The organism is Ciceribacter sp. T2.26MG-112.2 (genome assembly GCF_900492205.1).
Lineage (GTDB): Bacteria > Pseudomonadota > Alphaproteobacteria > Rhizobiales > Rhizobiaceae > Allorhizobium > Allorhizobium naphthalenivorans_A.
The window spans coordinates 111373-128154 of the sequence record NZ_UEYQ01000010.1; the positions used below are offsets into that span (position 1 = coordinate 111373).

A 16782-nucleotide genomic window follows, 5' to 3' on the forward strand; every position below is an offset into this window, starting at 1 on the left:
TCCAGGATGAGCACGCAAGCCGCGGTGGCCCTGGTCGACTGGGGAACGAGCAATCTGCGCGTCTGGCTGGTCGATGCCGAGGCGGGCGTGCTCGGGGAAAGGCAATCGCCGGAAGGCATGGGGACGCTTTCGCCGGATCGTTTCGCCGGCGTTCTGGAAAGCCATCTGGCCGCGCTCGGCGCTACTCCCGATCTGCCGGCGGTCGTCGCCGGCATGGCGGGCGCGCGCGCCGGCTGGATCGAGGCGCCCTATGCCGAGACGCCGGCCGGCCTGATGGAGCTTCCTCGTCAGGCCGTCGCGGCGCCCGGAACCGGGCGCGACGTCAGGATCCTACCCGGTGTCTGCCAGCGCACCGCTGGTGCTGAAGACGTGATGCGCGGCGAGGAGACGCAGCTTCTCGGCGCCGTTTCGAATGGTCTCATTGATGCGCTTTTCTGCCTGCCGGGCACGCATTCCAAATGGGTGTCTCTGGAGGAAGGGCGAATCAGCCGTTTCAGCACGGTCATGACCGGCGAGCTCTTCCAGATTATCAGCCGGCAATCGATCCTGCGCCTGTCGGTTGGCGAGGGCCGGGCATCCGCCGGCCATCCGGCCTTCGGCGAGGCGGTCGAGGAAGCGCTCGATCCTGACTTCAGCCTCACCACACGCCTGTTTTCGATCCGCGCCCGGGGCCTGCTTGCCGGCGCCGACGAGGCCAGCGCGGCTTCGCGCCTGTCCGGCCTGCTGCTCGGCGCGGAGATCGCCGCCATGCGGCCCCGTCTGGGCCCGGGCCAAAGCGTTCAGCTGATCGGCAGCGGTGCGTTGACAGAGCTCTATGCCGCAGCCCTTTCGCTCGCCGGCGTCGAGACCGTATCGCTCGATGGTGGCGAACTGGTCCGCAAGGGCCTGTTTGCCGCGGCACGAGCTCTCTATCCCCAGCGCTTCCCGGAGATCGCAGCATGACCACCCCCGCCATCGCCTGGCCGAACCTCAAGCGCAATCTGGTTGCCATTCTGCGTGGCATCCGGCCCGAGGAGATCGAAGGCGTGGTCGATGTTCTCGTCGAAGCCGGATTCGAGGCGATCGAGGTTCCGCTCAACTCGCCGGAACCGTTCGCCTCGATCGAGAAGGCACGGCGTCTCGCGCCCGCCTCCTGCCTGATCGGCGCCGGGACGGTGCTGGAGGTCCCGCAGGTCGACCGGCTGAACAGTGTCGGCGGCAATCTGCTGGTGACGCCCAATGTCGAGCCGGCGGTCATTCGCCGCGCGGTCGAGCACGGCATGGTCACCATGCCCGGCGTCTTCACGGCGACCGAGGCACTGCTGGCCGCCAGGTCCGGAGCGGCGGCGCTCAAGTTTTTCCCCGCCAGCGCGCTCGGGCCGCAGGGTATCACCGCCATCCGCGCCATCCTGCCGCCGGGCCTGCCGATTGGTGCGGTCGGCGGCGTGTCGGATGTCGATTTCGCCGCCTATCTCAAGGTTGGCGTCAGCTGTTTCGGCCTCGGCTCCAGCCTTTACAAGCCGGGTGACAGCGCGGTAGCGGTGGCGGAAAAGGCAAAGCGCACTGTCGCCGCCTATGATGCCGCCGTATCGGCCTGACGACCGCCCCTGGGCGCCCATCCTCCGAGGGCCTCGACCGCCTCAGCTTGTTGATGGCAAACCATCAACTCCACATGCCACGCATGCGCGCCCCGACATCGAGCCGGATCTGCCGCGCGTCCCGCGTGCCCGGCGCGCTCGGCTGGGCCACCGGCCACGCGGATGATTCGAAGAATTGCAGCAGCGTCGCCGGGATGAAGCGGGTGCGCGCCGCATAGACATGCCGGTCCCCTTGCGCGTTCTGCCCGTGGGTGAAGAAGCGCTGCGGCACCGTGAGATGCAGGCTGTCCTTGGCTCGCGTCATCGCCACATAGAGCAATCGCCGTTCCTCCTCGATCTCCGCCGTGGTGCCGACCGCAAGATCCGAAGGAATGCAGCCGTCGACGCAGTTCAGCACGAAGACCGATTTCCATTCCTGGCCCTTGGCCGAATGGATGGTCGAGAGGATCAGATAATCCTCGTCGAGGAGCGGCACGCCGGCCTGGTCGCTGGTGGCGTCCGGCGGATCGAGCGTCAGTTCGGTCAGGAACCGTTCGCGCGAGCCGTAGCCCGAGGCGATCTGGCCGAGCTGCACGAGGTCGGCCTTGCGGGTGTCGGCATCCTCGTGAATGCGGTCGAGATGCGGCTCGTACCACAGTCTGGCGATCTCGATCTCGCCCGGCCAACCGGCCTGACCCTTGCCCATTGCGCTCAACATGTCGACGAATCGGCCCCAGTCCTCACCGGTGCGCGGCGGCGTCGGGACTTCGGCGAGCGCTGCCAGCGGATGCGGGTCGGTAGCGATCGCATCGAGGATCTTTGACGCCGTTTGTGGACCAATTCCCGGCAGGAGCTGCATCAGCCGGAAGCCGGCCACCTTGTCGCGCGGGTTCTGGGCAAAACGCAGCGCCGCCAACAGATCCTTCACATGCGCCGCGTCGAGGAATTTCAGCCCGCCGAACTTGACGAAGGGGATGTTGCGCCGCGTGAGTTCGATTTCCAGCGGGCCGGAATGGCTCGACGTGCGAAACAACACGGCCTGGTCCTTCAGCATCAGGCCGCGCTCGCGGTTCTCCAGGATCTGCTCGACGATGTAATTGGCCTGTTCGGCCTCGTCGCGCACGCTGACCAGCCGGGGCCGGTCCTCGGACTGGCGTTCGGTCCACAGATTCTTGGTGAAGCGCTCGCGGGCAAGGTCGATCACGCCATTGGCGGCGGCGAGGATCGGCTGGGTCGAGCGGTAGTTGCGGTCGAGCGTGACGATGTCGGCCGGCGGGTCGAAGCTTGCCGGAAAGTCGAGAATGTTGCGGATCGTTGCGGCGCGGAAGGAATAGATCGACTGCGCGTCGTCGCCGACCACGGTCAGCCCCCGCCCGCCCGGCTTCATCGCCGTCAGGATCGACGACTGCAGCCGGTTGGTGTCCTGGTATTCGTCGACCAGCACATGGTCGAACCTGCCGCCGATCTCGGCGGCAAGCTCCGGGTCGCTCACCGTCTGTGCCCAGTAGAGCAGCAGGTCGTCGTAATCGAGCACGTTCTGCGCCTGCTTGGCCGCGACATAGGCGGCAAACAGCGCCTTCAGTTCCTTCTCCCAGGTACCACACCAGGGATAGGCGGTTTTCAACACTTCGGTGAGGGACGTCTCGGAATTCACCGCGCGGGAATAGATGGCAAGGCAGGTGCCCTTGGTGGGAAACCGGCTTTCCATCTTCGACAGGCCGAGATCGTGCCGCATCAGGTTCATCAGGTCGGCGGAATCTTCCCGGTCGTGGATGGTGAAGGCGGGGTCGAGGCCGATCTCATAGGCATAGTCGCGCAGGATGCGGGCGCCGATGCCGTGAAAGGTGCCGGCCCAGGTCAGGGCATCGGTCAGGACCGCGGCATCATTGCCCAGGATCTTGCGGCAGATCCGCTCGACGCGCCGGCTCATCTCGGATGCGGCGCGGCGCGAAAAGGTCATCAGCAGGATGCGGCGCGGATCGGCGCCGTTGAGGATCAGATGCGCGACCCGGTGGGCAAGCGTATTGGTCTTGCCGGAACCGGCACCGGCGATGATCAGCAGCGGCCCGTCTCCGCCGGCAGCCTCCGGTCCGATACCGTGCACCACGGCCGTGCGTTGCCTGTCGTTCAGCGTATCGAGATGCGATGCGGTCATGCGCGGGCGATGTCCCTGCTCGTTCTGCCATCCGGTTTGCACGACAATGTCCGATTTGGCAAGAACAGAGAGTGAACTTGATACTCATCAAGCAATGGTGCCAGCAAGGAAAAACCGTGCGATGCAAACCAGTTAGGGTTGCAGTCGGCGATTCTCCTCACACGCCGCATTTTGGACAAAACAGCGCCCAATTTGAGGAAGAGATTGCCGGTGTTGGCGTCTAGCACGCCAAGAGGGTCCGGTCTGGTGCATTGACCCCTTACCCCCAGCCCCCCAATGCTTTAGGCCGGGCCCGCCAAGCTTTCTAGGATCTAGGCTCAGTCGTCAGCAACGCCGCTCCGCGGATTGCTGACGGCTCGCCGTGGGGTCCGCTGGATTGCAGCAAGACGGCGCATCCGTCTGCCCCTTCGGAACCGATCATCTTGGCCGGCAGGACGAGTTCGAGGGCTGCCCCGTCCCACATGGCCACGGTCTGAACGTCGATGACGCTGTTCCAATAGCTGATCGTCTTGCCCATGTTCTCGCCCTTGAGCACCTCGACGGTCTGCTGTTGGCGGAAGTAGACGACCACCACGTCGGCCTTGCCGTCACCGGCGCCGATGCTGATCTCTATCTCGTCCCCCTTGCGACCGGCATGGATCGGTACGGTCAGGCCATGTCCGCGCGCCCGTAACCCGTCCAGCCTGCCCTCGATCATCTCCGCATCCGTGCCCTTCAGGTGGTCGCGACCGTTGACCACCGCCTGTGGCGTGTAGACCCCGCTACGGCCGAGGCTGCGCGCATAGGCATATTGTCGGGCGGTGTTCTCGGGCGTCGCCAGCGTGTCGGCCCAGCCGAGGTAGTTCCAGTAGTCGACGTGATAGGAGAGGGCCACGACGTCGCCCTTGCGGGCCAGTTTCTGCAAGGCCGCGTCGGCCGGGGGGCATGAGCTGCAGCCCTGGGAGGTGAAGAGCTCCACCACGCCCTTCGGCACCGCCGCATCGTCGGCGCGCGCGGCGGACGCGACGGCGAGCGTGCAGCAGACAGCCAGGCAGGAGGCGATCCTGAAGATCATGGCACAAACCCGTTCAATGCTTCCCGGAGGCGCCATGGGGCACCCGCATCGGGTCGTTTTTCCAACTCGCCCACAGCAATAACCCGGTACCGTGGCCGGTCAAAGTCACGATGGGGTGAGGCGCGCGTCAACGGCAGTCGGCGCTGCCCCACAAAAAAACCGCCGGGCTGGTCGCCCGGCGGTCGTGTTGAAAGCGTCGCGGTCTCAGGCCGCGAGATCGCGCAGAACGGTCTGCAGGATGCCGCCGTTGTTGACGTAAGTCACCTCGTCCAGCGTATCGATGCGGCAGATCAGCGGGATCTCCTTCACCGAACCGTCGGCATAGGCGATCTTGGCGATCTTCTTCTCGCGCGGCTTGATCTCGCCGTCGAGGCCCTCGATCGTCACGGTCTCGTCGCCCTTGAGGTTGAGCGAGGCCCAGGTGGTGCCTTCCTCGAAGCAGAACGGGATGACGCCCATGCCGACCAGATTCGAGCGGTGGATACGCTCGAAGGACTGGGCGACGACGGCGCGCACGCCCAAGAGGTTGGTGCCCTTGGCGGCCCAGTCACGCGACGAACCATTGCCGTATTCGACGCCGGCGAAGATGACCAGCGGGGTGCCCTCGGCCTTGTACTTCATGGCGGCGTCGTAGATCGACATCTCTTCCTTGGACGGATAGTGGATGGTGTAGCCACCTTCCTTGCCGTTCGGGCCGAGCATATGGTTGCGGATGCGGATGTTGGCGAACGTGCCGCGCATCATCACTTCATGGTTGCCGCGACGCGTGCCGTACTGGTTGAAGTCGGCGACGCCGACGCCGTTTTCCAGCAGGTAGGCACCGGCCGGGGAAGCGGCCTTGATCGAACCGGCCGGGGAAATGTGGTCGGTGGTGATCTTGTCGCCGAACAGGCCGAGCACGCGGGCGTTGACGATGTTCGTCACGCCGGCGCCGGTCTTGCCCATGCCGACGAAGTAGGGCGGGTTCTGCACATAGGTCGACTTGTCGTCCCAGGCATAGGTCTGGCCTGCCGGGATCTGCACGGCCTGCCAGTTGGCGTCGCCCTTGAACACGTCGGCGTACTTCGATTCGTACAGTTCGCGGGTGACGTATTTCAGGATGAATTCCTGGATCTCGTGCGAGGTCGGCCAGATGTCCTTGAGGAAGACCGGGTTGCCGTTCTGGTCTTCGCCGAGCGGTTCGGTGGTCAGGTCCTTCTGGACGGTGCCGGCGAGCGCGTAAGCGACGACCAGCGGCGGGGAAGCCAGGTAGTTGGCCTGGACGTCCGGCGAGATGCGGCCTTCGAAGTTGCGGTTGCCCGACAGCACGCCCGCGGTGATCAGGCCCTTGTCGTTGATCGTCTTCGAGATCGGTGCCGGCAGCGGGCCGGAATTGCCGATGCAGGTCGTGCAGCCGAAGCCGACGAGGTTGAAGCCCAGGGCATCCAGCGAGGTCTGCAGGCCCGACTTGGCGAGATATTCGCCGACGACCTGGGATCCCGGTGCGAGCGAGGTCTTCACCCACGGCTTGGACTTCAGACCCTTGGCAACCGCGTTGCGGGCGAGAAGGCCGGCAGCGATCAGGACGCTCGGGTTCGAGGTGTTGGTGCACGAGGTGATCGCGGCGATCGCGACGTCGCCATGGCCGATGTCATAGTCGGTGCCTTCGACCGCATAGCGGTTCGTCAGCTGGCCCGGCTTCTTGTAGTCGTTTTCGAGGGCGACCGCGAAATTGGAAGCGATCGTTTCGAGCGGCAGGCGGCCTTCCGGACGCTTCGGGCCGGCCATCGACGGCACGACGTCGCCGAGGTCGAGTTCGAGCGTGTCGGTGAAGACGAGTTCGGCGCCGTCATTGTCACGCCACATGCCCTGAGCCTTCGAATAGGCTTCAACCAGCGCGATGCGGTCCTTGGTGCGGCCCGACATCGTCAGGTAGTTGATGGTTTCGCCATCGACCGGGAAGAAGCCGCAGGTCGCGCCATATTCCGGACCCATGTTGCCGATGGTGGCGCGGTCGGCGAGCGACATCGAATCAAGGCCGGGGCCGAAGAATTCGACGAACTTCGACACGACGCCCTTCTTGCGCAGCATCTGCACGACGGTGAGCACGAGGTCGGTCGCGGTGACACCTTCCTTGACCTTGCCGGTCAGCTTGAAGCCGATGACCTCAGGCAGCAGCATGGAGACCGGCTGGCCGAGCATGGCGGCTTCGGCTTCGATGCCGCCCACGCCCCAGCCGAGAACGCCGAGGCCGTTGATCATGGTCGTGTGGCTGTCGGTGCCGACGCAGGTGTCGGGATAGGCAACGGTTTCGCCGTCCTCTTCCTTGGTCCAGACGGTCTGGCCGAGATATTCGAGGTTGACCTGGTGACAGATGCCGGTGCCCGGGGGAACGACGCGGAAGTTCTTGAACGCCTGCTGGCCCCATTTCAGGAAGCGGTAGCGCTCGCCGTTGCGCTCGTATTCGAGCTCGACGTTGCGGGCAAAGGCGGTCGGCGTGCCGAATTCGTCGACGATGACCGAGTGGTCGATGACGAGGTCGACGGGAACCAGCGGGTTGATCTTCTCCGGATCGCCACCGAGCGCCTTGATGCCGTCACGCATGGCGGCGAGGTCGACGACGGCGGGAACGCCGGTGAAGTCCTGCATCAGCACGCGGGCCGGACGATAGGCGATTTCGGCCTCGGCCGTGCCCTTGTCGACGAGCCAGGCGGCAATCGCCTCGATGTCATTCCTGGTGACCGAACGGCCGTCTTCGTTGCGCAGCAGATTCTCGAGCAGAACCTTCATCGAATAGGGAAGCTTCGATACGCCCGTCAGGCCGTTGGCCTCGGCCTTGGGAAGGCTGTAATAGACATAGTCCTTACCGTTGACGGTAAGCGTCGAACGGCAATTGAAGCTGTCGATGGATTTGGACACGGATAAAGCCCCGCTTATTCTGATAGCCTACACTTGTCGTGCGGACGCCTATGCACTTCATGCACATCAGGATGCGGGTACGGTCATTTCCGCTGTCCGCACGTGGATGATGCTGTTGCAACCCCAGGTTCGGCACAAGGATGATGTTCACGCCGACCGCTGGCGTGGTTGCAGGTCTTATAGATAATTTCTAAGAAAGGTGCCAGACCAACGAATGGCGAATTCGGACAATTTTTTGGAAGGGCGATGAGGGCATCGCCGGAAGGTTCAAACCATGCGGCTCATCGCCGAAAACCTCGCCGCCAAGCGCGGCGAAGACCTGATTTTCGTTAATGTTTCCTTTCAGTTGGCGGCCGGAGAGGCATTGGTGCTGACGGGCCGGAACGGGTCGGGCAAGTCGACGCTGCTGCGCGTGGTCGCCGGCCTGCTTCGGCCGGAAAAAGGCCGTGTGGAAGCCGTATTCCGCGACGGCCGCGAGACCCGGCCGGCCCGCGAAGTCAGCCACTATCTCGGTCATCGCAACGCCATGAAGCAGGAACTGACGGTCATCGAGAACCTGGCCTTCTGGCGGGATTTTCTCGGCGACTTCGTAGGCGGCGAGGGTCGCTCGATCGGGGCGGCGGCCGATGCGGTTGGCCTGGGGGGGATAACGCATCTTCCCTTCGGCTATCTCTCGGCCGGCCAGCAGCGCCGATTTGCCATGGCCAAGCTGCTCGTCGCCCATCGCCCGGTGTGGATTCTCGACGAACCGACCGCAGCGCTCGACGCCAGCGCCGACCAGATGTTCGCCGGACTGGTGCACGAGCACCTGGCCAATGGTGGCATCGCGATCGCCGCCACCCACCAGCCGCTCGGTCTCAAGGATGCGAAGACCCTGGTGATGAAGGGGTTCGAGTATCGCGAGACGGGGGAAATGGCATGATGAGGCTGGCCGTTTCCCGCCACGTTCTTCTCCTTCCCACTTTCACACTTGGTGATTTCCCCTCCCCAACCCCTCCCCACAAGGGGGAGGGACTCGGTTTGCGTCGCTGCCTCCCTTCGAAACCAACGACCCATCAGCGATATCGGTTTATCGCATCGAAACGGCTGCCGCGGATTAGCCCCTCCCCCTTGTGGGGAGGGGTTGGGGAGGGGACTTTTACTCAAATGATGAGACATACAGCATGATCGCCCTCTTCCTCCGCGACCTGAAGCTCTCCGTGCGCGCCGGCGGCGGGGCGCTGATCGGGGTGCTGTTCTTCATGACGGTGGTCGCCGTCATTCCCTTCGGCGTCGGGCCGGATCTCAACCTTCTGTCGCGCATCGGGCCGGCGATCGTCTGGATCGGCGCGCTGCTGGCCGCCCTTCTCGGACTCGACCGGCTGTTCCAGGCCGAGCGCGACGATGGGTCGCTGGACCTCATCCTGATGCAGGAGACGCCGCTGGTGCTGACCGTCTTCGTCAAGTGCCTGGCCCATTGGGTGGCGACCAGCCTGCCGCTTGTCATCGCCTCGCCGCTGCTCGGCCTGTTCATGAACATGAACGAGGTGGCGATCGGCGCGGTGATGCTGACCCTTCTCGTCGGATCACCGGCGATCACTTTCATTGGAGCGGCCGGTGCCGCCGTTGCCGTCGCCTTGCCGCGCGGTGGGCTGCTGGTCTCGATCCTCGTCCTGCCGCTCGCCATCCCGGTGCTGATCTTCGGGGTCAGCGCTTCTTATGCGGCGGTCGAGGACCCGGCCCCATTTCTGCCGCCCTTCCTGTTTCTGATCGCCATCACGCTGTTTTTCGCCGTCATCGGCCCGCTTGCCGCCGCACTGGCGCTGCGCAGCGCCTCGGATTGACCGGGATCAATTGCAGTTCGCTGCCTCTCAGGTTAGAAGCATTCCATGAATACTATGAATCTTGCCCTTTCAAAGTTCAGCGAACTCGCCAATCCGACCCGGTTTCTGGCGCTGTCCGGGCGCATCCTGCCGTGGCTCGCGGGCCTGACGGCGCTGCTTTTCGCCGTCGGTCTCTATATGAGCTTTACCACCGAAGGCGACTACCAGCAGGGCGATACGGTACGGATCATGTATGTGCATGTGCCGGCGGCCTGGCTGGCGATGTTGTGCTATTCGGTCATGGCGATCTCGGCGATCGGCACGCTGGTGTGGCGCCATCCGCTGGCCGATGTCAGCCACAAGGCGGCGGCCCCGCTTGGCGCCGCCTTCACCCTGATCTCGCTGATAACCGGTTCGCTCTGGGGTAAGCCGATGTGGGGCACCTGGTGGGTCTGGGATGCGCGGCTCACCTCGGTCTTCGTGCTCTTCCTCATGTATCTCGGCCTGATCGCGCTCAACCGCGCCATGGACGATGCCTCGAAGGCCGCCCGTCTCAGCGCCGTTCTGATCCTTGTCGGCTTCGTCAACATCCCGATCATCAAGTTCTCGGTCGAGTGGTGGAACACGCTGCATCAGCCGGCGAGCGTTATCCGCATGGACGGCCCGACCATCGACCCGGAATTCCTCTGGCCGCTGCTGGTGATGGCCATCGCGTTTACCTTCCTGTTTTTCACCCTGCACCTGATGGCGATGCGCAACGAGATCTGGCGCCGCCGGATCGCAACGCAGCGCCGCATGGCGGCGCGCATGGCCGGCCGGGAGGTTTCGCCATGAGCCACGCCTTCTACATCTATCTCTCCTATGGCGTCAGCGCACTGATCATCCTTGCCCTGATCGCCTGGGTCTGGCTCGACGGTCGGGCGCGCCAGACGGAATTGAAGGCACTCGATGCGGCGGGCGTCCGCCGCCGTTCGGCCGGTGCCGCTGCCGGAACTGTATCCGAGGCGTCCGAATGAGCGAGATCGAATCAAAGCCCGGCGACCGACGCGGTATCGGCCGCTATCTCGTGGCCATCATCCCGCTCGCCTTGTTCGCCATCTTTGCCGGCGTCGCCGGCAAGATGCTCTATGACCAGGACGTCAACGGCCGCGACGTTTCGGCCATCCCCTCGGCACTGATCGGCACGAAGGCGCCGGCTCTTGCCATGGCCGGGCTCGACGGGTCGAACACGCCGGCCCTCACCTCCGAGGCGATCGCCGGCAAGCTGACGCTGGTGAATGTCTTCGCCTCCTGGTGCGTGCCGTGCCGGCAGGAGCACCCGATCCTCAAAGACCTGTCCAAGGATCCGCGGCTTAACGTCGTCGGCATCAACTACAAGGACAAAAACGACAACGCGCTGCGCTTCCTCGGCGAACTCGGCAATCCCTATGCCGCGATCGGCGTCGATCCGAACGGCAAAGCGGCCATCGACTGGGGCGTCTACGGCATTCCGGAAAGCTATCTCGTCGCGAGCGACGGCACGATCCTCTACAAGAAGGTCGGCCCCTTCGATCCGCAATCGCTCGAGACCGGTCTTTACCCCGCGATCGAAAAGGCACTCGCCGGGTCGTGATTGCGTAAGGCTTACAGCGCCGCCTGCCACGCCTTGACCGCTTCGACCGGCCAGACCAGCATCAGCACGTTGAGCGTCAGGTTGTCGCGGATGACGATGGCGGTTGCGACCTCGAAGCCGATGGCGAGTGCGACCGTCAGCCAGACCGGGGCGCGGGCGGCGAAGAGGAAGCCGAGGACCATGGCCACCGTGTCCATCGCCGAATTGAGGATGCTGTCGCCCTGATAGCCGATCGCCATGGTCGCGGTGCGGTAGCGGTCGATGATGATCGGCGAGTTTTCCAGGAGTTCCCAGGCCGCCTCGACGACGACGGCGAGTGTCAATCGGGCGCCGAACGAGGCGCGGGGCAGGGCGACGATCGCCAGCCAGTAGAACAGGAAGCCGTGGATGATGTGCGACGGCGTGTACCAGTCGGAAATGTGCTGCGAATTGCCGGCCGTGTTGACGCCGGGCTCGAACAGCCTGACATAGCCGCATTCGCAGATCGGAATGCGGCCCATCAGCGCCAGCGTGACGATCTGCACGATGAGGAAGGCGGCGGCTGCGGCGAGCCAGAAGCGCGTGGCGCGGTCGTCGGCGGCAAGGGTCACGGGACCATCGCTCATTCGGCCTTGCCCCCGTCTTTCGTCTCCGTCCCGGTGTCCAGCGAATGGCGCATGATCAGCGGCATCTGGGCGAGCGTGAACAGGATGGTGATCGGCATCGTGCCCCAGACCTTGAAATTGACCCAGACAGCGTCGGAGAAATTGCGCCAGACGACTTCGTTCAGCACGGCGAGGAACAGGAAGAAGATGCCCCAGCGGAGCGTCAGCTTCTTCCAGCCCTCGGCGTCGAGCTGGAAGGCGGCGTTGAAGACGTAGCCGAGCAAGGACTTGCCGAAGAACAGGCCGCCGAGCAGCACCACGCCGAACAGCGTATTGACGATGGTCGGCTTCATCTTGATGAAGGTCTCGTCCTGCAGCCAGATCGACAGCGAGCCGAACACCATGACGACGATGCCCGAGACGAAGGGCATGATCGGCAGGTGCTTGAAGACGATCTTCGAGACGATGAGCGAGACGACCGTCGCCACCATGAATAGGGCGGTGGCGATCAGGAGCGGCCCGCCGACGGCTGTCAGGGCCGGGAAGGTCTTGGCCAGCCACTCGCCGCGCAGATTGCCGAAGAAGAAGACCATGAGCGGCCCGATCTCCAGCGCCATCTTCAGCATGGGATGATGGCGCTCCTCGGCGGTCGGCTTGGTGTCACTTTCGAAATTGCTCATGGCTTACGTCTTTCAGATCCGTTGTGCGGCCCGGCGTCCGGTTCAGTGGGGAAGGCCGGCGATGGCGGCGGCAAAGTCCTCGGCCTCGAAGGGTTCGAGGTCGTCGATGCCTTCGCCCACGCCGATGAAATAGACCGGCAGCTTGTGCTTGGCGGCGATGGCGACGAGGATGCCGCCACGCGCCGTTCCGTCGAGCTTGGTCATGATCAGGCCGTTGACGCCGGCGACGTTGCGGAAGATCTCGACCTGGTTCATGGCGTTCTGCCCGGTGGTCGCGTCGAGCGTCTGCAGCACGGTATGCGGCGCATCCGGATCGAGCTTGCCGAGCACGCGGACGATCTTCTCCAGCTCCGCCATCAGCTCCGTCTTGTTCTGCAGCCTTCCCGCGGTGTCGATGATCAGCACGTCGGCCTTGTCGGCCCGTGCCTTTTCGAAGGCTTCGTAGGCGAGGCCGGCCGCGTCGGCGCCGAGCTTGGTGCCGATGAAGGTCGATCCGGTGCGGTCGGCCCAGATCTTCAGCTGCTCGATCGCCGCGGCGCGGAAGGTGTCGCCGGCGGCCAGCATGACCTTCAGGCCCGAGCCCGAGAGCTTGGCGGCGAGCTTGCCGATCGTGGTCGTCTTGCCGGTGCCGTTGACCCCGACGACGAGAATGACATGCGGCTTGTGGGAGAGGTCGAGCGCCAGCGGCCTGGCCACCGGCTTCAGCACCTTGGTGATCTCGGCCGCCATGATGCGCGAGACATCCTCGCCGGTCACGTCCTTGCCGTAGCGTTCCGACGACAGGGTGCCGGTGACGCGCATGGCGGTCTCGACGCCGAGATCGGCCTGGATCAGCAGGTCTTCGAGCTCCTCCAGCGTGTCCTCGTCGAGCTTGCGCTTGGTGAAGAGTGCTGCGATCTGGCCGGTGAGCTGCGAGGAGGTGCGGGCCAGGCCCTGGCGCAGGCGCTGGAACCAGGAGAGCTTGACGGCCGGGGTCTCGGGCTCCGGCTCGGGCAGGGATGCCGCGGCGGCGAAGCCCTTGGGCAGCGTCACTGCATTGTCCGCATCCTGCGCCAGCTCGCCATGGGTGACGTCGGCCGGCTGCTCGGGTTGCGGGTGGAATTCTTCGGCTTCTTCCCGTTCCCTGGCCTCGGGTTCGATCGGCAACGCCGCGATCGCGCCCGCTGGCTCGGTCGCCGCTTCATCCGCCGCCGGGCCGCCGGCCGTATCGATCACTTCAGCTGCGATCGGATCGGCCGCTTCGGGCAGGGCCTCGATCGTTTCGCCGGCATCGAGCTCTTCGGCCGCATCCACGAGGCTGGCGAAGTCCGCGTTCTCCGTCGGCTTGTCGGCCGACGGCTTGTCCTTGCCGAAGGTGAAGACTTTCTTGATGAAGCCGAGCGCCATGAAGCTGTTGTCCGTTCTGTCAGGCGGCCGAGGCGGCCTGCGGTTGCATGTCGAGGTGCCGGCCGTTGTGGCCGGTGATCGCCACCGTAACGAGGCTGCGGGGAATAAGGTCCGGCGCGGCGACGAGGGTGAAGTTTTCCGTATGGGCCATCCCGGTCATTTCGACAAGCACGGTCTGGCGCGTGCCGACCATGGAGGCCAGATGGCGCGCCTGCAGCCGCTCCGCGGTTTCGCGTAAGCGTGCCGCGCGCTCCTTGACGAGGCGGCGGTCGAGTTGCGGCATGCGGGCGGCGGGTGTTCCGGGGCGCGGGCTGTAGGGGAAGACATGCAGTTGGGCGATGCCGATCGCGTCGGCGAGGCTTGCGGAATTTTCCGCCATGTCCTCGGTCTCGGTCGGGAAGCCGGCGATCATGTCGGCGCCGAAACTGATCTGCGGGCGCAGGCGCCGGACCTGCTCGGCAAAGGCAATGGCGTCGGCGCGGGAATGGCGCCGCTTCATGCGCTTCAGGATCATGTCGTCGCCATGCTGCAGCGACAGGTGCAGGTGCGGCATGAAGCGGGGCTCGTCGGCGATCAGGTCGAACAGATGACGGTCCGCCTCGATGCCGTCGATCGAGGAGAGGCGCAGCCGGGCGATTTCCGGCACCTGTTTCAACAGCGTCTTGGCGAGCAGGCCGAGCGTCGGCCGGCCGGGCAGGTCGGCGCCGTAGCTGGTGGCGTCGACGCCGGTCAGCACCACTTCGCGGTAGCCGTTCTCGACCAGTCCGCGGGCCTGCTCGACGACCGCGCCCATCGGCACCGAGCGGGAATTGCCGCGGCCGAAGGGAATGATGCAGAAGGTGCAGCGGTGGTCACAGCCGTTCTGCACCTGCAGGAAGGCGCGCACATGGCCGTCGATATGGCCGACCAGCTGGGGCGCGGTTTCGGTCACGCTCATGATGTCGTTGACGCGCAGCTTCTCGTCCGCTTCGACACCGAAATCGGGAAGGGCCCGATAGTTCTCGGCCTTCAGCTTCTCCTCGTTGCCGAGCACGGCATCGACCTCGGGCATGGCGGCAAAGCCCGCCGCATCGGTCTGGGCGGCACAGCCGGTGACGATGATGCGGGTCTTGGGATTCTCGCGCCTTGCGCGGCGGATCGCCTGGCGGGCCTGGCGCACGGCCTCAGCTGTCACGGCGCAGGTGTTGACGAGAATGGCGTCGTCGAGGCCGGCCTTGGCCGCCTCGGCCTTCATCACTTCGGACTCGTAGGTGTTGAGCCGGCAGCCGAAGGTGATGACCTCGACGCCGCTCACGAAGCCTGGGCTCCAGTCTCGCCTACCGGATCGCGCCCGAAGGCGCCGGTGGCCGGGTCGAGGCGGCCGGACCATTCCCATTCGGCGGGGCCGGTCATGACCACGCGGTCATTGTGCTCGCGCCATTCGATGATCAGCGGCTGGCGGCTCGGGCTCGAGGCGACGTCGATCGTCACCTTGCGGCCGGTGCGGCCGGTGCGGGCCGCCGAGACACCGGCTGCGCAGGCGGCCGAGCCGCAGGCGAGCGTCAGGCCCGCGCCGCGCTCCCAGGTGCGGGTGCGAAGCGTGTCCTTGGCCGTCACCTGGGCGAGCGTGATATTGGCCTTTTCCGGAAACATCGGATGGTTTTCCAGCAGCGGGCCGAAGCGTTCGAGTTCGTAGTCCATCGGGTCGCGGTCGACCCAGAAGATGGCGTGCGGATTGCCCATCGAGGCGACCGAGGGCGAATGCAGGATCGGCGCGTCGATGGGCCCGATCTGCAGCTCGATGCGGCTGGTGTCGTGGAATTCTTCCGAAAGCGGAATGCGGTTCCATTCGAAGACCGGCTTGCCCATGTCGACCGAGATCAGGCCGTCCTCGTGTTCGATGGCATTGAGGATGCCGGCGACGGTCTGGAAGGTGAAGGTCTTGCGGCCGGTTTCGGCCGACAGCGCCTGCACGACGCAGCGCGTGCCGTTGCCGCAAGCCTGGGCGAGCGTGCCGTCACAGTTGATGATGTCGATCCAGGCGTCGGTGCCCTCGACCTTCGGATCGTGGATCGCCATGATCTGGTCGAAGGCGGTCATCGGATCGGCGGCGAGCGCGATCGCGGCCTCAGGCGTCACCTTGTCCTTGCGGCCGCGCATGTCGACGACCAGGATCTTGTTGCCAAGCCCGTTCATCTTCGCGAATTCGACCATGTCTGCCATTTGATCATTCCTCGACATCTTCGGGCTTATATGGCGGAAACCGGCGGAAATTACCAGTGTGAAGGGTGGGGCGATGCGGTGGGCCGGCGAGGGTGGCGTGCGATCCCCCCTCGTGGGGGAGATGTCGGCGGGAGCCGACAGAGGGGGGTGGCCGCGTGCGACGACGGGGGGGCTTTGGTCGAGGCAGACGATGCGCTACCATTCCGCGTCGTACCAAGCTCGCCCCCCCCTCTGTCCTGCCGGCGTTCGTCACTGCAATCGGTTCGCTGGATTGATTGCTCCGCTGCGCGGACCGTTCCTCACCGCCCACAAGGGGGGAGATCGACCCGGGGCCGCCCTCTTGCCCAGCCGAATAAGCCGGTCAGGCCTCATGCCCTCCGGTTCCGCTGTCATTTCCTTTTGCCCAGGCCAAACCTGAGCGGACGGGGCGCCTCCGGCTGCCGCGTAAGGTAAAAATTCAAATGACACCCGAAGGCGCCCCGTTCGGCGGTTTTTGCCCCGCGACTTCGGCCTCTCTGCGGCGCCGGCCCTTGTCGGGGATTTTTCATGCAGGCCCGGCTTTTGACCGGCGGACGCCCGCACACCCTCGACAACCCGGTCTTACCACCATGCCACGCCACACAGGCGCACCCGGCGCGCTGTCAGGGCCGGCAAGGTCTTGGGCCGTCCAAAGCCCTCATCCTTGCCCCCACGTCGCCAGGGGGAGACCATTTTTCCGCGGACCCGGAGTCTGGGTTCTTGCGTCTCTCCCCCAAACCCTGCGCCGGCCCCGCCTCGCCACAACGCCTTGTGGTGTATCCGCGACGGAACGGGGTCAGTTTAGGGCTGGTGTGCGAGGGTGGGGCTGTCTCTT

At 65.1% G+C, this 16782-nt stretch carries 15 protein-coding genes; 7 read left to right on the forward strand and 8 right to left on the reverse strand.

All coding sequences use genetic code 11. The annotated features are described in order from the left end of the window. The first annotated feature begins 6 nt into the window (after positions 1-6). Complete coding sequence (locus DYZ14_RS15370) at positions 7-942, forward strand: 2-dehydro-3-deoxygalactonokinase (RefSeq protein WP_154721486.1); 936 nt, start codon at positions 7-9, stop codon at positions 940-942. Continuing rightward, positions 939-1577 (forward strand): 2-dehydro-3-deoxy-6-phosphogalactonate aldolase, encoded by a 639-nt coding sequence (locus tag DYZ14_RS15375; RefSeq protein WP_154721487.1) that lies wholly within the window; start codon positions 939-941, stop codon positions 1575-1577. The genes DYZ14_RS15370 and DYZ14_RS15375 overlap by 4 nt, the downstream gene beginning before the upstream one ends. Positions 1578-1641: 64 nt before the next feature. Here DYZ14_RS15375 and DYZ14_RS15380 read toward each other — a convergent pair whose 3' ends face one another. From DYZ14_RS15380 to acnA, 3 genes are all read right to left on the reverse strand, one after another. After that, positions 1642-3711: an ATP-dependent helicase gene (locus tag DYZ14_RS15380; protein WP_154721488.1), complete on the reverse strand. Its 2070-nt coding sequence runs from the start codon at positions 3709-3711 to the stop codon at positions 1642-1644. A gap of 304 nt (positions 3712-4015) precedes the next feature. Beyond that, complete coding sequence (locus DYZ14_RS15385; RefSeq protein ID WP_154721489.1) at positions 4016-4765, reverse strand: DUF1223 domain-containing protein; 750 nt, start codon at positions 4763-4765, stop codon at positions 4016-4018. A 204-nt stretch (positions 4766-4969) separates the two neighbouring features. Further along, on the reverse strand, positions 4970-7663 hold the full coding sequence (acnA, locus tag DYZ14_RS15390; protein WP_154721490.1) for an aconitate hydratase AcnA: 2694 nt from the start codon (positions 7661-7663) through the stop codon (positions 4970-4972). A 274-nt stretch (positions 7664-7937) separates the two neighbouring features. On the opposite strand from acnA, the gene ccmA reads away from it, so the two are divergent. The 5 genes from ccmA (at position 7938) to DYZ14_RS15415 (ending at position 11077) form a co-directional block, all read left to right on the forward strand. After that, the gene (gene ccmA / locus DYZ14_RS15395; RefSeq protein WP_154721491.1) at positions 7938-8585 is read left to right on the forward strand and encodes a heme ABC exporter ATP-binding protein CcmA; all 648 of its coding nucleotides are present in this window, start codon (positions 7938-7940) and stop codon (positions 8583-8585) included. Positions 8586-8826: 241 nt separating this feature from the next. Continuing rightward, complete coding sequence (gene ccmB, locus DYZ14_RS15400; RefSeq protein ID WP_154721492.1) at positions 8827-9486, forward strand: heme exporter protein CcmB; 660 nt, start codon at positions 8827-8829, stop codon at positions 9484-9486. Between the two features lie 45 nt (positions 9487-9531). After that, complete coding sequence (locus DYZ14_RS15405) at positions 9532-10299, forward strand: heme ABC transporter permease (protein WP_154721493.1); 768 nt, start codon at positions 9532-9534, stop codon at positions 10297-10299. Further along, positions 10296-10481: a heme exporter protein CcmD gene (gene ccmD / locus DYZ14_RS15410; RefSeq protein WP_154721494.1), complete on the forward strand. Its 186-nt coding sequence runs from the start codon at positions 10296-10298 to the stop codon at positions 10479-10481. The genes DYZ14_RS15405 and ccmD overlap by 4 nt, the downstream gene beginning before the upstream one ends. Next, on the forward strand, positions 10478-11077 hold the full coding sequence (locus tag DYZ14_RS15415; RefSeq protein ID WP_154721495.1) for a DsbE family thiol:disulfide interchange protein: 600 nt from the start codon (positions 10478-10480) through the stop codon (positions 11075-11077). The genes ccmD and DYZ14_RS15415 overlap by 4 nt, the downstream gene beginning before the upstream one ends. A gap of 11 nt (positions 11078-11088) precedes the next feature. Here DYZ14_RS15415 and DYZ14_RS15420 read toward each other — a convergent pair whose 3' ends face one another. From DYZ14_RS15420 to dapF, 5 genes are read right to left on the reverse strand one after another with little or no spacing between them, the layout of a single operon-like run. Next, the gene (locus DYZ14_RS15420; protein WP_154721496.1) at positions 11089-11682 is read right to left on the reverse strand and encodes a DUF2585 domain-containing protein; all 594 of its coding nucleotides are present in this window, start codon (positions 11680-11682) and stop codon (positions 11089-11091) included. Beyond that, positions 11679-12341 (reverse strand): septation protein A, encoded by a 663-nt coding sequence (locus DYZ14_RS15425; protein ID WP_154721497.1) that lies wholly within the window; start codon positions 12339-12341, stop codon positions 11679-11681. Before DYZ14_RS15425 ends, DYZ14_RS15420 begins: the two co-directional genes overlap by 4 nt. Before the next feature lie 42 nt (positions 12342-12383). Further along, entirely contained in the window at positions 12384-13727 is a 1344-nt protein-coding gene (gene ftsY / locus DYZ14_RS15430; RefSeq protein WP_154721498.1) for a signal recognition particle-docking protein FtsY, read from the reverse strand. 19 nt (positions 13728-13746) lie between these two features. After that, complete coding sequence (gene mtaB, locus DYZ14_RS15435) at positions 13747-15021, reverse strand: tRNA (N(6)-L-threonylcarbamoyladenosine(37)-C(2))-methylthiotransferase MtaB (protein WP_154721499.1); 1275 nt, start codon at positions 15019-15021, stop codon at positions 13747-13749. Further along, the gene (gene dapF, locus DYZ14_RS15440) at positions 15018-15929 is read right to left on the reverse strand and encodes a diaminopimelate epimerase (protein WP_154721500.1); all 912 of its coding nucleotides are present in this window, start codon (positions 15927-15929) and stop codon (positions 15018-15020) included. The genes mtaB and dapF overlap by 4 nt, the downstream gene beginning before the upstream one ends. Positions 15930-16782 lie beyond the last annotated feature (853 nt).

Excerpts from the sequence above, each read along its gene's own strand:
- DYZ14_RS15370 (WP_154721486.1), top strand. The coding sequence starts at position 7 with ATGAGCACGCAAGCCGCGGTGGCCCTGGTCGACTGGGGAACGAGCAAT.
- DYZ14_RS15375 (WP_154721487.1), top strand. The coding sequence starts at position 939 with ATGACCACCCCCGCCATCGCCTGGCCGAACCTCAAGCGCAATCTGGTT.
- DYZ14_RS15380 (WP_154721488.1), bottom strand. The coding sequence starts at position 3,711 with ATGACCGCATCGCATCTCGATACGCTGAACGACAGGCAACGCACGGCC.
- DYZ14_RS15385 (WP_154721489.1), bottom strand. The coding sequence starts at position 4,765 with ATGATCTTCAGGATCGCCTCCTGCCTGGCTGTCTGCTGCACGCTCGCC.
- ccmA (WP_154721491.1), top strand. The coding sequence starts at position 7,938 with ATGCGGCTCATCGCCGAAAACCTCGCCGCCAAGCGCGGCGAAGACCTG.
- ccmB (WP_154721492.1), top strand. The coding sequence starts at position 8,827 with ATGATCGCCCTCTTCCTCCGCGACCTGAAGCTCTCCGTGCGCGCCGGC.
- DYZ14_RS15405 (WP_154721493.1), top strand. The coding sequence starts at position 9,532 with ATGAATACTATGAATCTTGCCCTTTCAAAGTTCAGCGAACTCGCCAAT.
- ccmD (WP_154721494.1), top strand. The coding sequence starts at position 10,296 with ATGAGCCACGCCTTCTACATCTATCTCTCCTATGGCGTCAGCGCACTG.
- DYZ14_RS15415 (WP_154721495.1), top strand. The coding sequence starts at position 10,478 with ATGAGCGAGATCGAATCAAAGCCCGGCGACCGACGCGGTATCGGCCGC.
- DYZ14_RS15420 (WP_154721496.1), bottom strand. The coding sequence starts at position 11,682 with ATGAGCGATGGTCCCGTGACCCTTGCCGCCGACGACCGCGCCACGCGC.
- DYZ14_RS15425 (WP_154721497.1), bottom strand. The coding sequence starts at position 12,341 with ATGAGCAATTTCGAAAGTGACACCAAGCCGACCGCCGAGGAGCGCCAT.
- ftsY (WP_154721498.1), bottom strand. The coding sequence starts at position 13,727 with ATGGCGCTCGGCTTCATCAAGAAAGTCTTCACCTTCGGCAAGGACAAG.
- dapF (WP_154721500.1), bottom strand. The coding sequence starts at position 15,929 with ATGGCAGACATGGTCGAATTCGCGAAGATGAACGGGCTTGGCAACAAG.